The organism is Ruminococcus bovis (genome assembly GCF_005601135.1).
GTDB classification, from domain to species: domain Bacteria; phylum Bacillota; class Clostridia; order Oscillospirales; family Acutalibacteraceae; genus Ruminococcoides; species Ruminococcoides bovis.
On record NZ_CP039381.1, the window covers coordinates 1317460 to 1340541 of the forward strand.

The 23082-nt window shown below is 35.0% G+C and carries 21 protein-coding genes; all 21 read left to right on the plus strand.

The genetic code is table 11. From position 1 onward, the window contains the following. The 21 genes from E5Z56_RS06190 to pyrE all read left to right on the plus strand — a co-directional run bounded on the left by E5Z56_RS06190 (position 1) and on the right by pyrE (position 23076). Complete coding sequence (locus tag E5Z56_RS06190; RefSeq protein ID WP_138157048.1) at positions 1-456, plus strand: ATP synthase subunit B family protein; 456 nt, start codon at positions 1-3, stop codon at positions 454-456. Between the two features lie 259 nt (positions 457-715). After that, positions 716-1132, plus strand: coding sequence for a division/cell wall cluster transcriptional repressor MraZ (locus E5Z56_RS06195; protein ID WP_022505098.1), 417 nt, complete (start codon positions 716-718; stop codon positions 1130-1132). A gap of 2 nt (positions 1133-1134) precedes the next feature. After that, on the plus strand, positions 1135-2058 hold the full coding sequence (gene rsmH, locus E5Z56_RS06200) for a 16S rRNA (cytosine(1402)-N(4))-methyltransferase RsmH (protein WP_022505099.1): 924 nt from the start codon (positions 1135-1137) through the stop codon (positions 2056-2058). A 236-nt stretch (positions 2059-2294) separates the two neighbouring features. After that, entirely contained in the window at positions 2295-2792 is a 498-nt protein-coding gene (locus E5Z56_RS06205) for a cell division protein FtsL (RefSeq protein WP_138157049.1), read from the plus strand. Between the two features lie 113 nt (positions 2793-2905). Next, positions 2906-5155, plus strand: a complete 2250-nt coding sequence (locus E5Z56_RS06210; protein WP_232842408.1) for a penicillin-binding transpeptidase domain-containing protein — start codon at positions 2906-2908, stop codon at positions 5153-5155. A gap of 40 nt (positions 5156-5195) precedes the next feature. Continuing rightward, on the plus strand, positions 5196-6227 hold the full coding sequence (gene mraY, locus E5Z56_RS06215) for a phospho-N-acetylmuramoyl-pentapeptide-transferase (protein WP_138157051.1): 1032 nt from the start codon (positions 5196-5198) through the stop codon (positions 6225-6227). Positions 6228-6260: 33 nt separating this feature from the next. Further along, a complete protein-coding gene (locus tag E5Z56_RS06220; RefSeq protein ID WP_232842409.1) occupies positions 6261-7484 on the plus strand; it encodes an FtsW/RodA/SpoVE family cell cycle protein in 1224 nt (407 codons plus the stop codon). A gap of 13 nt (positions 7485-7497) precedes the next feature. Continuing rightward, a complete protein-coding gene (murG, locus tag E5Z56_RS06225; protein WP_138157052.1) occupies positions 7498-8613 on the plus strand; it encodes an undecaprenyldiphospho-muramoylpentapeptide beta-N-acetylglucosaminyltransferase in 1116 nt (371 codons plus the stop codon). A 67-nt stretch (positions 8614-8680) separates the two neighbouring features. Beyond that, positions 8681-9934 (plus strand): UDP-N-acetylglucosamine 1-carboxyvinyltransferase, encoded by a 1254-nt coding sequence (murA, locus tag E5Z56_RS06230; protein ID WP_175405396.1) that lies wholly within the window; start codon positions 8681-8683, stop codon positions 9932-9934. A gap of 18 nt (positions 9935-9952) precedes the next feature. Beyond that, positions 9953-11320 (plus strand): cell division protein FtsQ/DivIB, encoded by a 1368-nt coding sequence (locus E5Z56_RS06235; RefSeq protein ID WP_138157053.1) that lies wholly within the window; start codon positions 9953-9955, stop codon positions 11318-11320. 202 nt (positions 11321-11522) lie between these two features. Then, positions 11523-12623: a cell division protein FtsZ gene (ftsZ, locus tag E5Z56_RS06240; protein ID WP_138157054.1), complete on the plus strand. Its 1101-nt coding sequence runs from the start codon at positions 11523-11525 to the stop codon at positions 12621-12623. Positions 12624-12859: 236 nt separating this feature from the next. Next, complete coding sequence (locus E5Z56_RS06245) at positions 12860-13720, plus strand: Rossmann-like and DUF2520 domain-containing protein (protein WP_138157055.1); 861 nt, start codon at positions 12860-12862, stop codon at positions 13718-13720. Then, the gene (gene panB / locus E5Z56_RS06250) at positions 13710-14546 is read left to right on the plus strand and encodes a 3-methyl-2-oxobutanoate hydroxymethyltransferase (protein WP_138157056.1); all 837 of its coding nucleotides are present in this window, start codon (positions 13710-13712) and stop codon (positions 14544-14546) included. The genes E5Z56_RS06245 and panB overlap by 11 nt, the downstream gene beginning before the upstream one ends. Position 14547: 1 nt before the next feature. Continuing rightward, entirely contained in the window at positions 14548-15393 is an 846-nt protein-coding gene (gene panC / locus E5Z56_RS06255; RefSeq protein ID WP_138157057.1) for a pantoate--beta-alanine ligase, read from the plus strand. Between the two features lie 160 nt (positions 15394-15553). Then, on the plus strand, positions 15554-16825 hold the full coding sequence (locus E5Z56_RS06260) for a fibronectin type III domain-containing protein (RefSeq protein ID WP_138157058.1): 1272 nt from the start codon (positions 15554-15556) through the stop codon (positions 16823-16825). 33 nt (positions 16826-16858) lie between these two features. Next, complete coding sequence (locus tag E5Z56_RS06265; RefSeq protein ID WP_138157059.1) at positions 16859-18082, plus strand: fibronectin type III domain-containing protein; 1224 nt, start codon at positions 16859-16861, stop codon at positions 18080-18082. Between the two features lie 734 nt (positions 18083-18816). Then, the gene (locus E5Z56_RS06270; RefSeq protein ID WP_175405397.1) at positions 18817-19389 is read left to right on the plus strand and encodes a helix-turn-helix domain-containing protein; all 573 of its coding nucleotides are present in this window, start codon (positions 18817-18819) and stop codon (positions 19387-19389) included. A gap of 2 nt (positions 19390-19391) precedes the next feature. Further along, entirely contained in the window at positions 19392-19754 is a 363-nt protein-coding gene (locus E5Z56_RS06275) for an integrase core domain-containing protein (protein ID WP_232842498.1), read from the plus strand. 197 nt (positions 19755-19951) lie between these two features. Then, positions 19952-21064, plus strand: a complete 1113-nt coding sequence (locus tag E5Z56_RS06280) for a hypothetical protein (RefSeq protein ID WP_138157062.1) — start codon at positions 19952-19954, stop codon at positions 21062-21064. Between the two features lie 2 nt (positions 21065-21066). Beyond that, the gene (locus E5Z56_RS06285) at positions 21067-22344 is read left to right on the plus strand and encodes a dihydroorotase (protein WP_232842410.1); all 1278 of its coding nucleotides are present in this window, start codon (positions 21067-21069) and stop codon (positions 22342-22344) included. A 66-nt stretch (positions 22345-22410) separates the two neighbouring features. Then, entirely contained in the window at positions 22411-23076 is a 666-nt protein-coding gene (gene pyrE, locus E5Z56_RS06290; RefSeq protein ID WP_022505116.1) for an orotate phosphoribosyltransferase, read from the plus strand. Positions 23077-23082: the final 6 nt, after the last annotated feature.

Genomic DNA, 23082 nt, shown 5'->3' on the forward strand with positions numbered 1-23082 from the left:
ATGAGAGTGGAAGACCTAATCAATGAGTTAGAAGATATGATGAACGATGCAAAAGTTCTACCTTTAACAGGTGGTAAGGCTGTTGTAGATACAGAAGCAGTTCTTGATATCCTTGACGACATTCAGGATGCACTACCTGGTGAAGTTAGACAGGCTAAGAGCATTGTTGCCGATAGAAGCCAGATTCTTGCTGAAGCTAAGAAGGAAGCAGAAGAAATTATCCGTGCCGGTGAAGAAAAGAAGAAGCAGTTAGTTGCTGAAGATGAAATCACAAAACAGGCACAGGCTCAGGCAGCAGACATCCTAAGTGATGCAAAGAAGAAGTCTTCTGAAATGAAGAAAGCAGCTAACGGTTATGTTACTGACCTAATGAAGAGAGCTGATGAAACTCTAACAGATTTAACTAACGAAATCCGTAAGACTCGTCAGGACATTCAGGCTCAGAAGAAAGACTGATTTAGAAAATAATTGAGATTTTTAACCACTACGAAAGTAGTGGTTATTTTTTTGCCTAAAACAATATTTTAATGCCAAAACTCATTATGTGAACAGTTTGAAAATATAAAGAAATTGTTACAAATTCCTTGCAATATCATTACAAGTAGTATATAATGGTTCATATAGAAGTGGCATTTGGTGTCACAATAGGACACTTGGTGTCGATAAGTGATTTCCGTGTGTCATATTTACTTAAAAATGGAGGTGGCAGTTTAATATGTTTTCCGGTACAACAGTTCATTCAGTTGACGCAAAAGGCAGAATTGTACTGCCACAGAAATTCAGAGAAGAACTTGGTGAAGAATTTTATGTAACCAATGGCTTTTCTGAAAATATACAGATTATGTCTGTTGATGAGTTTAATCGTCTAAGAGAGCAGATAAGGGAGCTACCTGCTAACAAAGCTATGGCACTTCAGTATTTGCTTTTATCTGCAGCAACACTAGTTAGTCCAAACGGTCAGGGTAGAATTCAAATTCCCCAAAAATTGCGTGAGGACAGCGCCATCCAAGGTGAGGCTGTAGTTGTTGGTATGGATAGTCGTATTGAAGTATGGAACAAAGATAAGTTCGATGCATTTATGGCTAAACAACGCCAAGAACTTGAGGATGCTCTTCAGCTTATTAAGTTTTAATTATGGAATTTAATCATATTTCAGTTCTTCTCAATGAATGTATTGAGGGACTGAACATTAACCCTAACGGAATTTATGTTGACGGTACAGCAGGTGGTGGCGGTCACTCAGCAGAAATTCTAAAGAAACTTGATTGTGGCAAACTGATTTCTATTGACAGAGATCCGGATGCTATTACAACAATTTCCGAAAGATTTAAAAATGAGCCAAATTCAATTATTGTAAATGGTTGTTTTGGTGATATGAAAAAGCTATTAAACGACAGAGGTATTTATCAAGTAGATGGTGTTCTTCTTGATATTGGTGTCAGTTCTCATCAGTTAGATACTGACGAAAGAGGTTTTAGCTTCCATAAGGATGCACCTTTAGATATGAGAATGAGCCAAAGTGGTACTTCTGCTGAGGATTTAGTTAATGACTTAAGTTATGAAGAACTTAGAGATATTATATATCGCTATGGTGAAGATAAATTTGCACCATCTATTGCAAAGGGTATAGTTAAAGCAAGAGAAGAAGAAAGAATTACTACTACTCTTCAACTTGCTGAGATTATTAAGAATTCTGTACCTCAAAAGGTTAGAAGAGAAGGTCACCCTGCAAGAAAGACTTTCCAGGCACTTAGAATTGAAGTAAATGGAGAACTTACTCAGCTTGAAAACGGTCTTGATGAAGCATTTGAAATGCTAAGTCCAAAGGGCAGACTTGCAGTTATTTCTTTCCATTCATTAGAGGATAGAATAGTAAAGCAAAAGATGGCATCTTGGTGCAAGGGTTGTACTTGTCCAAAGGACTTTCCGGTATGTGTTTGTGGAAATGTACCAAAGGCAAAGCTGGTAAACCGTAAGCCTATAGAGGCTACACAGGAAGAACTGGACAAAAACCCTAGAAGTAGAAGTGCAAAACTAAGGATTTGCGAAAAAATTTAGGTAAAGTGACAGTTTTGTAGTATTTCCCTAGACAAAGTACTGTATATGTAGTAAAATATATCAGTGGTGTAATTATAGTTACAAATATCTATAGATAGTGTAACAAAACAATTACAATAAATATATATTGAGATTTTAATTACTACGAATAAGTAAAGATTATGAGAAGAAAGAAATTTTAAGGTACTATATATAGTATCTTAGAAAAATGAAGAATTGGTTATATAGGTGAATAAATGGCATTTTTGAGCAGTAATAATGCTTATGACATTTCTGTTTTTGAAGATGAAAATCTTGAGAATCAGGACTTACATAAGAAAAATAAGGTAGTAAAAATACCTAAGAAAAAAATTGAACAAGCAAAAAGACGCAAACGCAATCCTTTGAAGTTAACTGTCGGTTTCTTGTTTTCTGCAGTTGTTGTAGCAGTAGTTGGTATGATTATTTATAGCCAAGTTCAGCTAACAGAATTAAATCAGAAAATTTCAGAAGCACAGGAAACATTAGAGAATAGCCAAAGTGAATATACTCAAATGCAAATGAATGTTGATGCTAAATACACAACTTCTATTATTGAGGAATATGCACAGGATAAACTAGGTATGACTAAAGCAAACAGTAGCCAAAAGGAATTTGTGGATTTATCTAGCGGGGATAAAGCCAAGGTTGTTGAAAAAGAGGATAAAAGTATTTTTGATACTATAGTAGATTGGATATCCTCAATTTGGTCATAACCCTTAGGTTTGTGTAATAAGATTATAGAGGGTACAAGAGTTGAGATTTTAATTATCTTAACTCTTTTTCCGTATTTATTGATATGAAAGAGATAAGAAAGGAGCAAGACCAGTTGGCTAAGAATGTAAAAGGCGTAAATCAAAAGTTACGACATAGAACAATGATTCTTTTGGCTATTATTTTGGTTATTGGTTTTGGTGCTGCTACTTGTAGACTTGCATTTTTGCAAGTGGTTAAGGGAGAAAGTTTAAGCCAAAAGGCTGTTGAACAACAGTTACATGATACTGAGATTTCAGCAAAACGAGGAACTATCTATGATAGAACCGGTAAAGTATTAGCCCAGAGTGCTTCGGTATGGCGAGTTGTTATGGCTCCTGCTAACTTCAAAACTGATGAACAGAGAGAGTATGTAGCTAAAAATCTTTCAAAAATTCTTGATTTGGATTATGATGAAGTTTTAAAGGAAACTAAAGAAAATTCATATTATGTTAGTGTTAAGAGAAAAATAGAAACAAAAGAAAGAAATAAAATTTTAAAATTACAAGATACTTTAAGTGAAAAATATCAATTGGAAAATGTTATTCAGCTACTTGATGACTACAAGAGATATTATCCTTATAACGAACTTGCTTCTTCAGTAATCGGTTTTACCGGTGAAGACGACCAAGGTCTTGAAGGTCTTGAGTATCAGTACAATAAGTATTTGTCAGGTACAAGTGGCAGACTAATTTCAGCACGAAATTCACAAGGTGTTGATATGCCGTTTGCCTATGAACAAAGTGTTGATGCTAAAGACGGTAACAACCTAGTTCTTACTATTGATGAAACAGTTCAAGCTGTTGTTGAAAAGTATATGCAACAGAACATCATAACTAATAAGGTTTATAACCGTGGTTGTGCTATTATGATGGATGTTACAAATGGTGAAATTATTGCTATGGCTACAGTCGGTGGCTATGACCTTAACGAACCTTATACAATAGCCGATGAAACAAAGCAAAAAGAAATCAAAGCTATTACAGATAAAAAGAAAAAGAACAAAGCCTATAATGAGGCTTTAGCTGAACAGTGGCGTAATAAAGCTATTTCCGACACTTATTATCCGGGTTCGGTATTTAAGATTATTACTTCTGCTATGGCACTTGAAGAAGGTGTTGTTAATGCAGATACAAGTACTTTCAACTGTACCGGTTCTATGCAGGTAAGTGATAGACTTATCCACTGTCATGACTGGAACGGTCATGGTACACAGACTTTTGAACAAGCAATTATCAATTCTTGTAACCCTGCATTTATGCAGATTGGTGCAAAAGTAGGTGCAGCAAAGTTCTGGGAATACTATCAGGCATTTGGTTATTCCGAATTAACAGGTATTGACCTACCGGGTGAAAGTGACGACCAGTTCTTTACACCGGACGGTTCAATGGGTGTTGTTGACCTTGCAGTTGCTTCTTTCGGTCAAGGTTTCTCAATTACTCCAATTCAGATGATTACTGCCGTATCAGCAGTTGCAAACGGTGGTAACTTGGTTCAACCACATGTTGTAAAGCAAATTCAGGACAGCAACGGTAATGTTGTACAAAACTATGATACAAAGATTAAGAGAAAAGTTGTATCAAGCAGCGTATCTAAAACATTAAACACAATTCTACAACACAACTCAGAACAGGGCGGTGTAAAGTGTGGTTATGTTGCAGGTTACAGAGTAGCCGGTAAAACAGGTACATCAGAAAAATTGGTAGATAGCAATGGTGATGGTGTAGAAGATTACATTGCGTCTTTCCTAGGTTATGCTCCTGCAGATAACCCAAAATATGCAATGCTAATGTTCTTTGATACTCCTACAGGTGATAACTACTACGGTTCTGTTGTAGCAGCACCTGTATTCTCACAGATTATGGAAGAAGTTTTACCTTACTTAGAGGTTGAAACAGAATATACAGATAGCGAAAGAGAAGACTTAGATGTTATTGCCGATCAGTATGTTGGTCTATCAACAGAAGATGCACAACAAAAGATTTCTGATGCCGGACTTACACCGGTAGTTAAGGGTTCAGGTAGCAAGGTTATTGCTCAAATGCCGGAATCAAATTCTACTGTACCAAAGGGTGGAACAGTTGTTCTTTATACCGACAAATCTTCGGCAAAAGAAACGGTAGAAGTACCTAACTTACTTGATATGAGTTTAAGTGATGTAAACAGTATTGCTTCTCAGTATGGACTGAATGTATCTGTTAAGGGTACTTCAAGTACAAGTGGTGACGGTATCTCTACAAAGCAAAGTATAGCTGAGGGTACTAAGGTTAGTGAAGGTACAGTTATTACAGTTACCTTCTCGCCACAAAGTGGTATTGCAGAATAATAAATTTTTTATATAAAAGATGTTAAAATGAGGTGTTAGAATGACAACAGGATTATGGGAACTTGTGGGTGCAGTTGTTGCATTCGTTCTTTCAGCAGTAATAGGAAGATTTTTGATTCCGATTTTACACAAGTTAAAGTATGGTCAGACAATTCTTGATATTGGACCATCTTGGCATAAGAAAAAGCAAGGTACTCCAACAATGGGTGGCATTATGTTTATCATCGGTATTGTTGTTGCAACAGTAATTGCAATTCCTTGTTTATCAATTTTCGGTGATATTTATGAACCAACAGGTTATTCTTATAACAAAGAGGTTCTAATGGTATTTGTCAGCCTAGGTATGGCTGTACTTTACGGTGCAGTTGGTTTCCTTGATGACTATATTAAGGTTGTTAAGAAAAGAAACCTTGGTCTAACTGCTAAGCAGAAACTAGTGTTCCAGTTTGCAATTGCAATTGCATTCGTTGTAATCAATGCTTTCTTTGGCTATGGTGACACAACATATATTCCTTTTGCAGGTACTGTTCATATGGGCAACTTTGCAATTATCTACCACATTATCAGTGTAATTGTTATTGTTGGTGTGGTTAACGCAGTTAACCTAGCTGATGGTATTGATGGTCTTGTTGGTTCAGAAACATTCTTTGTTGCTATTTTCTATATGATTATTTCAAGCATTATGACTTCTTCTGCAACAGGTGTTTTATCAGCAGCAGTAGCCGGTGGTTGTCTAGGTTTCTTACTATGGAACTTTAACCCTGCTAAGGTATTTATGGGTGACACAGGTTCACTATTCTTAGGCGGTATTGTTTGTGCAATGGCTTATTCAATGAATATGCCGGTTATCCTAATTCCAATGGCACTGACTTATTTACTTGAAATGCTATCTGTTATTCTACAGGTAACATACTTTAAAATTACTCACGGTAAAAGATTATTCAAGATGAGTCCTATCCACCATCACTTTGAAAAGTGTGGTTGGAGCGAAACAAAGATTGTTGTAGTATTCAGTGCATTTACAATTGTTATTTGTGGTATTGTTACTGCATTAGTAATTTTAGGACTTTGATACTTCATATAATATAGGGAGGAGGAGAATTTAATGTCATCAGAAACTTTAAAAAGAATGTCAAATGAAAGACAAAGATATGATAGTCGTGGCAGGACAAGAAGAAAAAATGCTCCTCCAAAAAAGAGAAAGAGAATAGCTTTCTCTATTGGTATGGGTATTGACCTACCTTTCCTAATTATTCTATTGGTTCTTCTTGTAACCGGTCTGATAATGATGTTTTCAGCATCTTATGCAGTTGCATATTATAATCAGGGAGACAGTTTCTTCTTCTTGAAAAGGCAGTTAATATTTGCAGTTATCGGCTTTGTGCTTATGATGGGTATTTCCTATATTGACTATCATAGCTTGCATCATTTATGTTATGTATTCTTAGGACTTTCCTATTTGGCACTATTTTTGGTATTGTTGTTGCCACCGGTAAACAATGTTCATAGATGGATTGGTGTTGGTGGTTACGGTATTCAGGCTTCGGAATTTTCAAAATTCGCAATTGTGCTTTTCTTGGCACATTGGGGAAGTCTTTATTATGATAAAATGAGTACCATTAAGTATGGGGTTGTTCCTGCACTTGCAGTATTTGTCAGTACTGCAGTTTTACTTGTGCTTGAACCTCACTATTCAGGTATTGTAATTATTCTATTACTTACAGTTGTAATGCTTTACCTAGCCGGTATTAACACAAAATGGCTTGCTGTTGCCGGTGTGGCAGTTGTAATTGCTTTCTTGATTGCTTGGGTAACCGGTCTTCTTTCTTATGCTATGACAAGAATGGAAGGTTGGGGTCAGGCTCTTGAATATACAACTGAAAAAATGTGGCAAACAACTTGGCAGACCAGAAACAGTCTTTATGCAATAGGCTCAGGTGGTCTATTCGGTTTAGGTCTTGGTAACTCAAGACAGAAGTATGGTTATCTGCCTGAACCACAGAACGACTTTATCTTTGCAGTTGTATGTGAAGAACTTGGTTTAGTAGGTGCAATAGTAATCTTAATTATCTTTGCAGCACTTGTTTATAGAGGTGTAAAGATTGCACTAAAAGCACCGGACAGATTTGGTAAACTACTTGGTATCGGTTTGATTTCACAGATTGGTATTCAAGTTATTCTAAATATTTTTGTTATTACAGACTGGTTGCCTAATACAGGTATCAGCTTACCATTCTTCTCTTATGGTGGTAGTTCCCTGGTTGTATTGATGGCACAGATGGGTGTAATACTTTCAATTTCAAGACACTCTAATATTGAAAAAGCATAATGAGGTGTAAAATATGAGAATTTTATTTGCCGGTGGGGGTACAGCCGGTCACATTAATCCGGCACTTGCTATTGCCGGATATGTAAAGAAACAAATGCCTGAAGCAGAAATCCTTTTTGTTGGTAACAAGGGTGGTATGGAAGAAAGACTTGTTCCACAGGCAGGTTTTGACTTTAAGCAAATTGTTATCAGTGGCTTTAAGAGAAGTTTTAATGTTAAGGCAATCGGTCACAATGTTAAAACAGTAAAGAGAATGTTTACAGCCTCTGCTGAGTCAAAGAAAATTATTAAGGAATTTAAACCTGACCTTGCAGTTGGTACAGGTGGTTATGTAAGTGGTCCTGTACTTCGTACTGCAGCAAAGATGGGTGTTCCGATTATTATTCACGAACAAAACGCTTATCCAGGTGTTACTACAAAGATGCTATCAAAGTTAGCTAAGAAAGTTATGTTAGCTATTCCTGATGCTAAGAAACACCTTGACCCTAACCTAGATTATGTTATTACGGGTAACCCTGTAAGACAAGAAATCCTTTCTGCTAACAGAGAAAGTGCAAGAGCAGAACTTGGTCTTGATGAAAGACCTGTTGTTCTATCTTTTGGTGGTTCTTTAGGTGCAAGAAAGATTAACGAAAACTTAGCTGACCTAATCGCAAGAAGTGGTAAAGACGGTAAATATCAGCATATCCATGCTTATGGTCAATACGGTAAGTGGTTTCCTGATTTAGTTAAAGAGAAAGGTACAGACATTTCAAAGTGTCCTAACCTTGATATTAGAGAATATATTAACAATATGGCAACTTGTCTTGCTGCTTGTGATGTGGTTGTATCAAGAGCCGGTGCAATTACACTTTCAGAAATTCAAGCTCAGGGCAAACCGGCAGTTCTGATTCCATCTCCAAATGTAGCTGAAAATCATCAGTATCACAACGCAATGGCTATGGTAAACAAAAAGGCTGCTGAAATTATTGAAGAAAAGGATTTAACTCCTGAACTTCTAATTGAAAAAGTTGATAAGCTACTTGAGAGCAGTGCTACTCTTGAAGAATATAGCAAGAATGCCAGAAAGATGGCTATTGTTGATGCTAATGAAAGAATCTTTAGTGTTATTAAAGGTATTCTAGGCTAACACATTTTTGAAACACCAACATAAAATATGTAGAAATAGTTTCAGTATTTTATAAAGGGTGTTGTAAGTGGCTAAGTTTATAGTTGATGGTAACAGACGGTTGCAGGGAGAAGTTAATTTGCAAGGTGCTAAGAACAGTGCATTGCCTATTATCTCGGCAACTCTCTTGTGCAGTGGTGAAAGTGTAATTCATTGTTGTCCGATTATTAGTGATATTAATGCATCAATACAGATTTTACGGTATCTTGGTTGTAGTGCAAAACTCAGCGACCACACACTTATTGTTGATAGCAAAGATATGAATAGGTGTGATATACCGGAGAATTTGATGAATGAAATGCGTTCATCTATTGTATTTTTAGGTGCAATAATCGCAAGAAAAGGAAAGGCAAAGTTGTACTTTCCGGGTGGATGTGAATTAGGTCCAAGACCTATTGATTTGCACCTTTCTGCACTTAGGAAAATGGGTGTTATTATTGACGAAAGATATGGGCTTATCACTTGTAGAGTAAAAGATAAATTACATGGAGCAAAGATTGCTTTGCCGTTCCCTAGTGTAGGTGCTACTGAAAACATTATTCTTTCTGCCGTCTTGGCAAAAGGTACTACAATAATCAGTAATGCTGCCAGAGAACCTGAAATTGTTGATTTGTGTGATTATCTTGTTAAGTGTGGTGCTGAAATATATGGTGCCGGTGAAAGCACAATTTATATTTATGGTGTTGATAATTTAACTCCAACAGTCCATACTATTATTCCGGACAGAATTGTTGCCTCAACCTTTATGGCTGCTTCAGCAGTTACCGGTGGTGAGTTAATACTTAACGGTATTATCAGTAGCCACCTTGACGGAGTTATTCCTCTGTTTGAGGAGGCCGGTTGCAATATAAAGGTGAGAAACAGTAAACTTAAGATAGATAGTCCTAATAGACTAAAGTCCTTTAAATCTGTAAGGACAATGCCTTATCCCGGTTTTCCGACTGATGCACAAGCAGTTATGATGTCTGTTGCAACAGTTGCTAAGGGTACAACTGTATTTGTTGAAAATATTTTTGAAAGCAGATACCGTCATGTTGAGGACTTAACACGACTTGGTGCTAATATAAAGGTAGCCAACAAGGTTGCAGTTGTTGAAGGTGTAGATAGATTATTTGGTGCTAAGGTAGTAGCAAAAGAACTAAGGGGTGCTGCTGCTTTGGTTGTTGCTTCTTTAAAAGCAGAGGGTAGAACCGAAATTGAAGGAATTAAGTACCTTGAAAGAGGATATGAAGACCTAGAGGTTGTACTGTCAAGTTTAGGAGCAAATATAAGGAAAGTATAGAGGAAAGAGGTGTGAAAATTGGCTGATGCAAAAAAGAACATTGAAAAGAACAGAAAGAAAAAAATAAAAGAAGAAAAGAAAAAAAGAGAAAAAGAAAGAAAAGCTGAGCAAAAGCGAAGAGACCAAGCAATTAAAAGAGCCAATAAAAAGAGAAAGAAAAAGTTAAAAGAAGATGTAATTACACCTCGTAAAGATGTAAGAAAAATTGATACAACAAAGAGAAATACCAGGAAAGACAGAAATTCCGGAAGTAATGACTTTTTAGGTGAGAATATTGTTGACCAATCAGCTTATGATGACAACAAATATCTTGACAAAAACGATTTACGCAGAATGAGAAGAAAGAAAAATCCGGCAAAAAGTATAAATACTAAGAAAAGTCGTAGATGGAGAATGATAATTACATATTCAGCCTTGGTGGCTGTTGTAGTTGTAGCCGGTATTACACTTTCTTTAACAGTATTTTTTAAGACAGCTAATTTTGAAATTGAGGGAGATACAAGGTATTCTAAGGAACAGCTTGTTTCTGCTTGTGGTATAAAGGAAGGTGAAAATATTTTCTTAGCTAACAAGAAGTGGGCTGAAGAAAATATTAAAAATACTTTCCCATATGTACAAAAGGTTGATGTTTCTTTTGGTTTGCCTGACAGAATCGTAATTGATGTTACTGAGGGCGAAGCAAGTTATATGGTTAAACACGACAAAGAGTATTGTACAGTTTCTAAGGAAGGCAGAATTCTTGATAATTCCAACAAAAAGGTAAAGGGACTGCCAATCCTAAAAGGTGCAAAACTTAAGTCCAATACTCCAGGTGACTATGTTGAATATAGCAACAAGGCAGTAGGACAGTCACTTACAGAAATTGTCACTTCACTTAACAACAATAAACTTGAAGATATAACAGAAATCAATGTATCAAAAAGTGCAAACTTAACCTTTACTTATGATAATAGAATTCTTGTAAAACTTGGTTTACCGGAAAATATTAATTATAAAATCAAAACAGCAAAGGCTATTATTACAGAAAAGCTAGACCCAAATAATCAAGGTATTATTGAGGGAACTTTGGATGTAAGTTCTTGCTATGATACAAAGAGAAGTTACTTTAACGAAGACTCTATTGTAGATAAAGCCGATAAATCAGACGATACAACCACAACTACTACTGAACCAACTACAGATGCTACCGATGCAAATTCTTATGTTGATCCAAATGGTTATAGTACTGACACAAGTGGTGGTGTAACTGACTATGGTACCGGTAACAGTACCGATTATGGAACAGATTACGGCACAAACTATGGTACTGATTATGGCACTGACTACGGTACAGACTATGGTACAGGTTACGATACAGGTTATGGTGATGGTACACTATACAACTAAGTTAAATATTTACTAAAATAATAAGTAATATATTGACGAAAAAATTACTATATACACCATATGTAGTTATACTTTTTGAAATTTAAGATAAAGCACAAAATTACTTGATTTTTTCCGTATTTTATGATACCTTATATAATAGTAATTGTGTCTATTTAAAGCATTATGTATTAGATATATAGGAAACAAGGAGGAAGTTTAAATGGCTTTTGAGTTAGAAAATGAACCAATGAATTATTTACCAGTTATTAAAGTTATCGGTGTCGGTGGTGGCGGCGGTAACGCTATCAACAGAATGGTTTCTAGTGAAGTTCAAAATGTTGAATTTATTGCTATAAATACAGATGAACATGTTCTTCAGTTCTCTAAGGCTGACAAGAAAGTTCAGATTGGTGAAAAGATTACAAGAGGTAAGGGTGCAGGTTCTCTTCCAAGCATCGGTCAGCAGTCAGCTGAAGAATCAAAGGAAGAAATTGCAGCTCTACTTAAAGATACAGATATGGTATTTGTTACTGCCGGTATGGGTGGTGGCACAGGTACAGGTGCTGCTCCTGTAGTTGCTCAGATTGCTAAAGAAATGGGCATCCTAACTGTTGCTGTTGTTACTAAGCCTTTTGCTTTTGAAGGTAAGAAGAGAATGGCTCAGGCTGAACAGGGTATTCAGGAACTTGCAACATCTGTTGACTCACTGATTATCGTACCTAACGAAAGACTAAAGTACTTTAGTGACCAGTCAATCACTCTTAAGAATGCATTTAGCATTGCTGATGATGTTCTTCGTCAGGGTGTTCAGAGTATCTCTGACCTAATCCTTGTTCCGGGTCTTGTTAACCTTGACTTTGCCGATGTTACTGCTATTATGAAGAACGCAGGTTATGCTCATATGGGTATCGGTAAGGCTTCCGGTAAGGATAAGGCTACTCTTGCTGCTGAACAGGCTATTTCTTCACCATTACTAGAAACAGCTATTGACGGTGCTAAGGGCGTTATCATTAATGTTACTGCTTCTGCTGATATTTCACTTGAAGATATTGATATTGCTTCTACAATGATTTCTAACAAGGCTTCTGAAGATGCAAACATCATCTGGGGTGCTGTTATCAATGAAAATATGGAAGACGAAATCAGCGTTACAGTTATTGCTACAGGTTTCAACGGCGATAAGGATGAAGATAAGATTCCTGCAAAGCCGGTTACTGCTACTGCTCCTGTAAGTAGTACACCTGCATCTACTCCTGCTCCAAAGGCTGAAGAAGATGATGACGATACTTTCTATGACATTATGTCAATCTTTAATAAGTAATTAGTTTTAAACTTAAACTCCTCACATTGTGGGGAGTTTTATTTTGCCTTTTTCTGTAAAATTATTTAGTGTAAAGATATATTTTTCTTTACTTTTTTTCTTTAGAATGTTATATTATATTTTGTGGACTGTATTCTTATGAAATAGTACCACATACAATGTTTTTTAATATCCTTTTATAGCTTATATCCGTAAGGAATGGGACTTTGGGTGTCACCTTGAAAGTAGGTGATTTTATGAAAATTGGATTTGTAGGAGCAGGTAAAGTTGGCTTTACTTTGGGAAAATATTTTCAGAGTAAGGGTATATCTGTTGTTGGATATTTTAGCAGAAATATCACTAGTGCAAAGGAAGCATCAAGTTTTACAAACACAAGTTGTTTTGAAAGTATAAATGATTTGGTTAGAAATTGTGACGCTCTTTTTCTTACAGTTCCGGATAATAATATAAGAGATGTATATTCTTCTCTTTCAAAACAAGCAATCAAGGGAAAATTAATTTGCCATTGTAGTGGTGTTATGTCTGCTAAAGAGGCTTTTGATGATGCAGAAGATTTTGGTGCAATGATATGTTCAGTCCATCCGTTATTTGCAATTAGTGACAAGTATAAGTCATATTGTGAAATAGCTGATGGCTTTTTTTCTGTGGAAGGCTCAGCCTTTGGTGTTAAGTTAGTTACAGATATTCTTAAAAAGTGTGGCAATGATTTTCAAGTTATTGATAAATCTATGAAGCATAAGTATCACTTGTCAGCTACTATTGGTAGCAACCTTGTGGTAGGGTTACTTGATTTTTGTATTTCTACTTTAGTAGATTGTGGCTTCACAAGGGAAAATGCCTTGAAGGCTCTAACACCAATAGTGACTAATAATGTTAAGAATGTTATGGAAAATGATGTGGTAAATAGCTTAACAGGACCGGTAGAAAGATGTGACACTAATACAGTAACTAAGCACTTAAACTGTTTAAGTGGTGAAGAAAAAGAAATTTATACTTTACTGTCAAAGAGAATTTTAAGTATTAGTAAAGTAAAAAATGAAAACCGAGATTATAGTGAATTAGAGAAACTTTTGGAAGGAGCAGAAAATGAAAAATAATGTTTCAACTTTTGCAAAAATGAAGGCAAATGGAGAGAAAATCTCAATGCTAACAGCTTACGATTATTCAACTGCAAAAATTATGGATAATTGTGTAAACGGTATTTTGGTAGGTGATAGCCTAGGTAATGTTATGCTAGGTTATGAAGATACACTTTCAGTTACAATGGAAGATATGATTACCTTTGGTAGTGCAGTATCAAGAGCATGTAAAAATGCAATGGTTGTTGTTGATATGCCTTTTATGTCTTATGAAGTTTCTGTTGAACAAGCAGTAATGAATGCCGGTAGACTAATGAAAGAGGCTAGAGCAAATGCAGTTAAACTTGAGGGTGGCGTAGAAATGTGTGACCGTATCAAGGCTATTACTAATGCAGATATTCCTGTAATGGCACATATCGGTATGACACCTCAAAGTGTAAATGCTTTTGGTGGCTTTAAGGTTCAGGGCAAAAGCATTGACGGTGCAAGAAAAATGGTGGAAGACGCTTTAGCAGTAGAGAAAGCCGGTGCTTTTGCAGTAGTTATTGAATGTGCACCAACTGAACTTTGTGAATATATTACAGAGAAACTAACTATCCCTACAATCGGTATTGGTGCAGGTAATGGCACAGATGGTCAGATTCTTGTATATCAAGATATGTTGGGTTTGTTTAGTGACTATGTACCCAAGTTTGTAAAGAGATATGAACTTCTTGGTGACAAGATGGTAGATGCTTTTAAGCAGTATGATAAGGAAGTAAAGAATGGTTCTTTCCCTGATAAAGACCATAGCTTTGCAATAGATAAAGAAATTATTGATGAATTAAGGAAAGAAGAGAAGTAAAATGACAGTAGCAACAAAAATCAGTGAAGTTCGTCAACAAGTTAAAGATTGGAAGAGAAATGGATTAACAGTAGGTCTTGTGCCAACAATGGGTTACTTACATGAAGGTCATGCAAGTCTTATTAAAACATCTGTTGAACATTGTGACAAAACAGTTGTCAGTGTTTTTCTAAACCCAACACAGTTTGCACCTAATGAAGACTTAGAGTCTTATCCTAGAGATTTTGACAATGATAAAAAGTTGTGTGAAGAAATGGGTGCTGACCTGGTTTTCCATCCTGAAGTTTCTGAAATGTATGATGAAGACAGCAGTACATTTGTAGAAATTCTATCAGATATGCCAAAGCAACTTTGTGGCAAAACAAGACCAATTCACTTTAGAGGTGTTTGTACTGTTGTTTCAAAGTTATTTAACATTGTAACTCCTGACAAAGCATTCTTTGGTGAAAAAGATGCTCAGCAACTTGCAATTATCCGTAAAATGGTTAAGGATATGTCCTATGGTATTGAAATTATCGGTTGCCCTATTGTTAGAGAAAGTGACGGTCTTGCAAAGTCAAGCAGAAATACATACCTAAGTGATGAAGAAAGAAAGGCAGCTTTGTGCCTATCTAAAGCAGTAAATCTAGGTAAAGAAATTATTGCTAATGGTGAAAAGAATGCAGAAACTGTAATTTCAAAAATGAAAGAACTTATAAATAATGAACCATTGGCAAAAATTGACTATGTTGAGGCAGTTGACGGTGTTACAATGAACCCTGTTAAGGAAATTAAAGAAAACACCCTTGTTGCTATGGCAGTTTATATCGGCAAAACAAGATTGATTGACAATTTCTCAGTTAAATAATGTAAAATAATGTTACATTGTTTGTACAATTTTTATAAAATTTAATCAAAATATTCTACGCTTAGTAATTTATTTTTATTTAAAATACTTCCATTTTGTACCATAATATAGTATAATGTGCTTATAGAGATACAATTTTTATTTGTAAAAGGAGGTACTTATGAAAAGATTACTAAGCGTTTGTCTTTCTTTATGCATTATGGTGTCTGTGTTTGTTTCATTTGGCATTACTGCATCTGCAAAGACAACATTGAAGAAAACAACAGTTTCCGTTAGCAACACTTCAAGTGGTGTTAATGTAAGTTGGAAAAAGGTTTCCGGTGCAAAAAGCTATAAATTATATAGAAAAGCATCCGGTGCAAAGAAGTATTCAGTTGTTAAAAAGACTAACAACAAAACTGTAAAGTACCTTGATAAAAAGGTATCAGCAGGTAAGACTTATTCTTATCAGGTTGTTGCAGTTAAAGGCAAAGAAACTTCAAAGTCAAAGACAAAGTCTATTACAAGACTACTTGCACCAAAGAATGTAAAAGTTCAGTCATATGTAAAGAATAACTATTATGTAGATAAGGGTTATATGGATATAGATAGTGCAAAACTATTTGTTGATAATCCTGGTGAACCTGACAACAATGTAATGGGTGTAAAAATTACATGGACTAAGTCTAAGGGTGCTAATAAGTACGATATTTATAGGAAAATTGTTGGTGGAAAGTTTGAAAAAATCAAAACAACAGGTAACACATCAGCATATGTTGATGAGGATATTTATTATATAGATGATGATATAGATGATGATAGTTGCAAAGTAAAAAAGTGTTACTATAAAGTTGTAGCAAGAAGAAATAAATCAACCAGTTTATCAAGTACTGTAAGAAAAATTACTTATATTGACCCAAGAAAAGTTTCTACTGAGTCTTATGCAAGTGGTATGTTCTTAGGTTGGGGTTCTAGTTTTAATGAATGTATCGACGGTTACAAAATATATCGTTCAACCAATGGTAAAAACGGTAAGTACTCTTTAATAGCTAAACTTTCAAAAAATACATTAGAATTTACTGATAAAAATGTAGAATTTAATAAAACCTATTATTACAAAATGGTTGCATATAAAGGTTCATTAAATTCTGTTGCAATAATAACAAAAACTCAGTATAAACCAATGAAAACAGTTAATGTTTCTGTTGGAGCTACTGATGATTCAGTTAAGAAGAGCTTTGAAAAAGCGATAAAGCGTTCTGATTTAGGTGATATTACAGTAGATGATTTAAAACCGTATTTAAGGTTTACTTCATTAAACAACAAAATTGCAACTATTTCACGAGATTTTGTTGTAACCGGTGTTTCAAAAGGTCAAGTTAAAGCTAAGTTTGATTTATTGTTAGACGGCAAGAGTTATGAAGCCGGTTTCATCCTAATTAATGTAAACTAATAATTTTTATTATAAATTTTCAGGAGGTTAATTATGAAAAGATTATTAAGTATTTGTCTTTCACTATGCATTATGGTGTCTGTGTTTGTTTCATTTGACATTACTGCATCTGCAAAGACAACATTGAAGAAAACAACAGTTTCTGTTAGCAACACTTCAAGTGGTGTTAATGTAAGTTGGAAAAAGGTTTCCGGTGCAAAAAGCTATAAATTATACAGAAAAGCATCCGGTGCAAAGAAGTATTCAGTTGTTAAGAAAACTAACAACAAAACTGTAAAGTATCTTGACAAAAAAGTTTCAGCAGGTAAGACTTATTCTTATCAGGTTGTTGCAGTTAAAGGCAAAGAAACTTCAAAGTCAAAGACAAAGTCTATCACAAGACTACTTGCACCACAGAATGTTAAGGTTCAGTCTTATGTTAAGAATCCTGATTGTACAATAGATGTTGATGACATCTTAAGTAGTGGTTCTCTTGACGATTTTGATGATGTTGATGATAATATCTATGGTGTAAAAATTACATGGACAAAGTCAAAGGGTGCTAATAAGTACGATATTTACAGAAAAGTCGGTAACGGTAAGCTAAGCAAAATCAAGACAACAGGCAACACTTCTTACTTTGTTGACGAAAATCTTTATGATGTAAAAACTTGCTACTATAGAGTTGTTGCAAGAAGAAATAATTCAACAAGTGCTGTAAGTGCAACAAGAAAAATTACTTATGTTGAACCAACAGATATTTCTGCTATGGCTTTAACAAAGGGTATGTATATTAATTGGAGTAAAAATGACGGTTGTGATGGTTACAAGCTATATCGTTCAACTAACGGTAAGTATGGCAATTATACATTAATAAGCAAACTGTCAAAGAATAAGTCTTCTTATACAGATACTAAGGTAGAAATGAATAAAACATACTACTACAAGATTGTTACCTATAAAGGTTCAGCAAACTCTGTAGCTATGTTAACAAAGGCTCAGTACAAAGGTGTTATGACAGTTAATGTCAATGTTGGTGCAACTGATGAGTCTATCAAGAAAAGCTTTGAACAAGCTATTAAACAAACAGGTGGAATGATTATATTTGACCAATTAAAGGCAATGTTAAAGATTACTTCATTAGATGAAAGTATTGCTACTGTTTCTGATGATTATGTTGTAACCGGTGTTTCAGCAGGTCAGGTTAAGGCTAAGGTTCAGGTTTCTATGTTAGGTATGAATGAAGAAATCGGCTTTGTTCAGATTAATGTAAAATAATTCTATCTAAGTTTAAAGAATATTAAGTCTAAAGTTTTTAATTCTAAAGGCACTTCACTTGAAGTGCCTTTTCTTATGCCTATTTTGTTTTGTTAGATAAACTAGTTTTTTTCAATTTTGATTGTGGGTTAAGGTGAATTATCAAATTCAATCGTCTATAAAGAAAAATTCATAGTGAGAATATGCACTTAAAATTATATGTAACTATGACTCACAGGTGTAGGGTCCAACATTGTTGGACCGTTACAAACTAGCCTTTATATAGGTACTTTGCCCTATATGGTAAGTTATAATTTTTAGTTTCTACATAGGACAATAATCCCATAGGTATCGCACTTTTTTACGGGCGAACGATGTTCGCCCCTACGACTGTAAGCCAAAATATGATATAAAATATGGTACAGTTTATGCTACAAAATAATATTGTATTATGAATTGTGCAACCACATAGTTTACAGTTTATACAAGGACATAGTTTACACTTTTCATATTTAATCATCCCCACAAACCCAAATTTGCAGAAATGATTTATCTTCATATGCAGTAAAATTGAAAACCAAATTTATTTAAATTTATCTTTCTCACTTTAACCCACAGACAAAATTAAAAATTTAATTTACAACTTGTATGTGCTAAAATGATATGACCCAATAAAAAAGAGGAGTAACTTCAAAATATGGTATAATGGAATCGCTAAAAAACATTAACCTAAGAAAGAAGTACTCCTCATGAATATGATAACACAAGAAGCAAAGAAAAAGCAAGCCATAGTAAAATACGCACTAAGAAAAGGAAAAAGCAAAGCAAGTAGAGTGTACGGTGTAAGTCTTTCAAGCGTAAAGAGATGGTGTAACCAATATGACGGTACCTGGCAATCGCTATTGCCTAAATCACACAGACCACATAGTCATCCTAACAGGCACACAAAAAGAGAAGAAAGACAAATTAGAAATTCTTTCAAAAAGTGCTATGAAAGATATGGATGGGATGGAGTATACAGTGATTTAAAGAGAAAAGGATATACAAGAAGCTACTCAGGAATGATATATGCAGCTAAAAGAATGGGCTTAGTAAAATATAAAAAGACCAAGAAAAAGAGCCGTAAGCATAGAAGATATCCGGAACTGTTAATACCTGGAGAAAAGGTGCAGATAGATGTAAAAGAAGTGCCATATAATTGCTTAAGAGGTAAGGCTTTAAGGGACGGAAAGCATTTTTATCAATGGACTGCAATAGATGAATGTACAAGGATGAGATTTGTATATGGGTTTGAAGAACATACACTGGAAAACTCAACCAAATTTTGAAAATGTTATTGAAAGAATTTCCGTTTAAAATACAGACTATTCAAACAGATAACGGAAGAGAGTTCACATATAAATATCAGAGCAGTGAAGTGAAAAGTCCTTTTGAAATAGAATTAAACAAACTAGGTATAAATCATAAATTAATACCACCACGAACACCTTGGCACAACGGAAAGGTAGAAAGAAGTCATAGAAACGACCAAAGATATTTCTATGAATGGGAAACATTCAGAAATATTGAAGAATTAAACACAAAATTAAAAGGACATTTGGAATGGAGTAATAACAAAACAATGAGAACACTTGATTACAAGAGTCCAATGCAGTTATTGAGTGAAAAGTTAGAATTGAAATCCATTCATTAATTAATATTCATAATCAAAAGTCAGTAAAACAAGCGAAATATTAAATCGTATTTTATTTTTACCCTAAAATGGGTCATATCTATTTACAACACAGAAAATTAAAAATTTAATTTACAACTTTCCTTGTATTTTCTATGAAAAAACAGTATAATGGTAATGTGTATATTAGTATATTGGATTTCTATGGAGGAAAATATATGATAAACAAGGGAACGAAAAGACTATTATCACTAATTGCAACTGTGATAATTATGATTTCTACTACATTAATAACAGTTTCCGGAGACACAGTTAGAGATTATAAGATTCAGGAAATTGGACTGAAAATCAGCCTTCCTGCTTATATGAATGTTATTACCAGAGAAACATCAACTAATGATGAAGTTTATAAAAAGTACGGTACAAGCGGCAAGGACTTAACTGACCTTGATATGTACCTTGTAGCTTATTCTGCCGATGCAACACAGACACTTACTGTTACTGTTACAGAGGATAAGAATAGTAAAAAAGTAAAAAACTACAACACTTTAAGTGAAAGTCAGCTAAACACAATTAAAGATTCTTATCAAAAGAATGATGGTTGTGAAAGTTGTTCTATCGAAAATTACAACAATCTGGTTTATTTCACTTCTATGATTCAGTCAAAAATCAATAACAGTACTGATGCAGAGGTTACTTACTCAATGCAGGGTGATACATTGGTTGACGGTAAGTATTATCATTTTAACTTGGTTTCTGCTGACGGTGCAGTCAGTGATGACGATAAGGACCTTTTAAATTCTGTTCTTGAATCTGCAACATATGATAGTGAGAAAGGTTTTTGGGATGCTAACATTATCACATTTGTTTGTATTGTTGGTGGTGTCTTAGTATTACTGATTATCTTTATCATTATCATCAGTCACAGAAGAAAGAAAAAGTTAAGAAAAAGACTAAGAGAAATTGATGAAGAAATCCATAATAACGACAGAAAGAGAAACAGAGAAAGAGACAGAGCAAGAAAAAATCGCCATACTGCTACAGGTGCAAACAGACCTGATGCTTTCTTTGACGGTGTAGATGGCTATGAAACTTCTGAAAATATGGATAAAATCGAGAGAGATTTAATCCGTGAGGCTCATAGAAATGTAGAAAACCTAACTGAAGAACCAAAGAACACTAGTACGGATAAAGTAGATTATAGTGATTTCTTTGAAGAATATGAGAATACTAAAAATAACAGAACTAGCCAAAGACCTCCTAGAAGAGATAATTCTAGAAGAAACAAGAAGAATAAACGCTCTAAGGGTAGTTCCAGAAGAAAATTTTAAGGGTGATTTTTATTAACAGATTGATTATCGAGAATGTTCGTATCATTTCTCCGGAAGAACAAAGAGATGAGGTTGCTAATCTATATGTAAATAACGGTAGAATAGCAGACCCATTTAGAAAAACAGAACAAGACACAGTAATTGACGGTACAGGTCTTGTAGCAATGCCGGGTCTTGTTGACCTTCATGTTCACCTTCGTGATCCCGGTCAAGAAGAAAAGGAAGACATTATTACCGGTACTAATGCAGCAGCAGCCGGTGGTGTTACCAGCTTACTATGTATGCCAAACACTAACCCAACAATTGATAATGCCGGTGTAATCAGTTACATTAAAGAAAAAGCAAAGAACTGTAAGTCAAGAGTTTATATTGCCGGTTCAATTACAATGGGTCTTGAGGGTAAAGAACCTACTGACCTAAAAGCACTTAGAAAAGCCGGTGCTATCGGTCTTTCTGATGATGGCAGACCTGTACTTGACCCTGAAATTATGGCTTCTGCTATGAAGAAAGCCCCTGAACTTGGTATGACAGTTGTTGCTCATTGTGAGGACCTTGAACTTGCTGACGGTGGCAAGATTAATGAAGGCAAAATGTCCAAAAAGCTAGGAATTAAGGGTATTCCTGCCGAAGCTGAAGATAAAGGTACAAAGAGAGAAATTAACTTAGCTAAAGAGAATAATGTACCGATTCATGTTTGTCATGTAAGCACAAAGACTTCTGTACAAATGATTAGAGAGGCTAAGGAAGATGGTGTTAAGGTTACTGCCGAAACAGCACCACATTACTTTACTTTAACAGAAGATGTTCTTGAGAAAAGGGATGCCGATTACAGAATGAACCCACCTCTAAGAACAGAAGAAGATAGATTAGCAATTATAGAAGGTCTTGCTGACGGTACACTTGATTGTATTGCAACAGACCATGCTCCTCATACAGAAGAGGATAAAAAGGATTTTGAGAAAGCACCTAACGGCTCTATCGGTATGGAAACTTCATTAGCAGCAGCACTAACAGTGCTATACCATAATGGAGACTTTTCTCTACTTGATATTGCAAAGTTAATGAGTACAACACCTGCAAAGATTCTAAAAATCAATGCCGGTTCTCTAAAGACAGGTGCTTTGGCTGATATTGCCCTTGTAGATGTTGACAAGGAATGGATTGTTGACAGAGATAAGCTACATGGCAAAAGTAAGAACACACCTTTCAAGGGTATGAAAATGAAAGGTAAGGTTGTAAAGACTATCCTTGAAGGCAAGGTAGTTTTTGAAGAAGACTGACTATATAATTAGTTTCATATAAATTAGTTATTAATAAGTTTAAAATATATAAAAAGGAGTAAAAAAATGGGTAATGGACTTACTTACAAAGAAGAATTTATTAAATTTATGGTAAATGGTGGTATTCTTCGTTTCGGGGAATTCACTCTAAAGAGTGGTAGATTGTCGCCATATTTCATCAATACAGGCAACTACAAGTCTGGCTCTCAGATTTCCAAACTTGGTGAATTCTATGCTGAATGTATTATGGATAACAACATTAAGGGTGACGCTATCTTTGGTCCAGCCTATAAGGGTATCCCTCTTGCAATTGCAACAGGTATTATCCTTAACAACAAATTCGGTGTTGATATGAACTATTGCTTTGATAGAAAAGAAGTCAAGGACCACGGTGAAGGTGGTATGATTATCGGCTATCAGTTTGGCGAAAATGATACACTTGTATTTGTTGATGATGTTATTACTTCCGGTAAAGCACTAAGAGAGTCAATGGAAAAAATCAAGGGTATCTGTAACGCAAATGTTAAGGATATGGTTATTTCTGTTGATAGAATGGAAATCGGTAAGGGTGGCAAGAAGTCTGCCGTTCAAGAAGTGGAAGAAGAATTTGGTATCAAAGTTCACTCTGTAGTTACAATGGACGATATTATTAAGGCTATTGAAGATGGTGTTGTTGAAGGTAAAGAACACCTAGACGCTATGAAGAAGTACAGAGAAACTTATGGTGTTTAAGAAGGA

What these genes read in the sequence shown, in the direction of transcription:
- murG (WP_138157052.1), top strand. Translation starts at nt 7,498, where the DNA reads ATGAGAATTTTATTTGCCGGTGGGGGTACAGCCGGTCACATTAATCCG.
- panB (WP_138157056.1), top strand. Translation starts at nt 13,710, where the DNA reads ATGAAAAATAATGTTTCAACTTTTGCAAAAATGAAGGCAAATGGAGAG.
- mraY (WP_138157051.1), top strand. Translation starts at nt 5,196, where the DNA reads ATGACAACAGGATTATGGGAACTTGTGGGTGCAGTTGTTGCATTCGTT.
- pyrE (WP_022505116.1), top strand. Translation starts at nt 22,411, where the DNA reads ATGGGTAATGGACTTACTTACAAAGAAGAATTTATTAAATTTATGGTA.
- ftsZ (WP_138157054.1), top strand. Translation starts at nt 11,523, where the DNA reads ATGGCTTTTGAGTTAGAAAATGAACCAATGAATTATTTACCAGTTATT.
- rsmH (WP_022505099.1), top strand. Translation starts at nt 1,135, where the DNA reads ATGGAATTTAATCATATTTCAGTTCTTCTCAATGAATGTATTGAGGGA.
- E5Z56_RS06275 (WP_232842498.1), top strand. Translation starts at nt 19,392, where the DNA reads ATGTTATTGAAAGAATTTCCGTTTAAAATACAGACTATTCAAACAGAT.
- E5Z56_RS06280 (WP_138157062.1), top strand. Translation starts at nt 19,952, where the DNA reads ATGATAAACAAGGGAACGAAAAGACTATTATCACTAATTGCAACTGTG.
- E5Z56_RS06245 (WP_138157055.1), top strand. Translation starts at nt 12,860, where the DNA reads ATGAAAATTGGATTTGTAGGAGCAGGTAAAGTTGGCTTTACTTTGGGA.
- E5Z56_RS06220 (WP_232842409.1), top strand. Translation starts at nt 6,261, where the DNA reads ATGTCATCAGAAACTTTAAAAAGAATGTCAAATGAAAGACAAAGATAT.
- E5Z56_RS06195 (WP_022505098.1), top strand. Translation starts at nt 716, where the DNA reads ATGTTTTCCGGTACAACAGTTCATTCAGTTGACGCAAAAGGCAGAATT.
- E5Z56_RS06270 (WP_175405397.1), top strand. Translation starts at nt 18,817, where the DNA reads ATGATAACACAAGAAGCAAAGAAAAAGCAAGCCATAGTAAAATACGCA.
- E5Z56_RS06260 (WP_138157058.1), top strand. Translation starts at nt 15,554, where the DNA reads ATGAAAAGATTACTAAGCGTTTGTCTTTCTTTATGCATTATGGTGTCT.
- E5Z56_RS06190 (WP_138157048.1), top strand. Translation starts at nt 1, where the DNA reads ATGAGAGTGGAAGACCTAATCAATGAGTTAGAAGATATGATGAACGAT.
- E5Z56_RS06265 (WP_138157059.1), top strand. Translation starts at nt 16,859, where the DNA reads ATGAAAAGATTATTAAGTATTTGTCTTTCACTATGCATTATGGTGTCT.
- panC (WP_138157057.1), top strand. Translation starts at nt 14,548, where the DNA reads ATGACAGTAGCAACAAAAATCAGTGAAGTTCGTCAACAAGTTAAAGAT.
- E5Z56_RS06205 (WP_138157049.1), top strand. Translation starts at nt 2,295, where the DNA reads ATGGCATTTTTGAGCAGTAATAATGCTTATGACATTTCTGTTTTTGAA.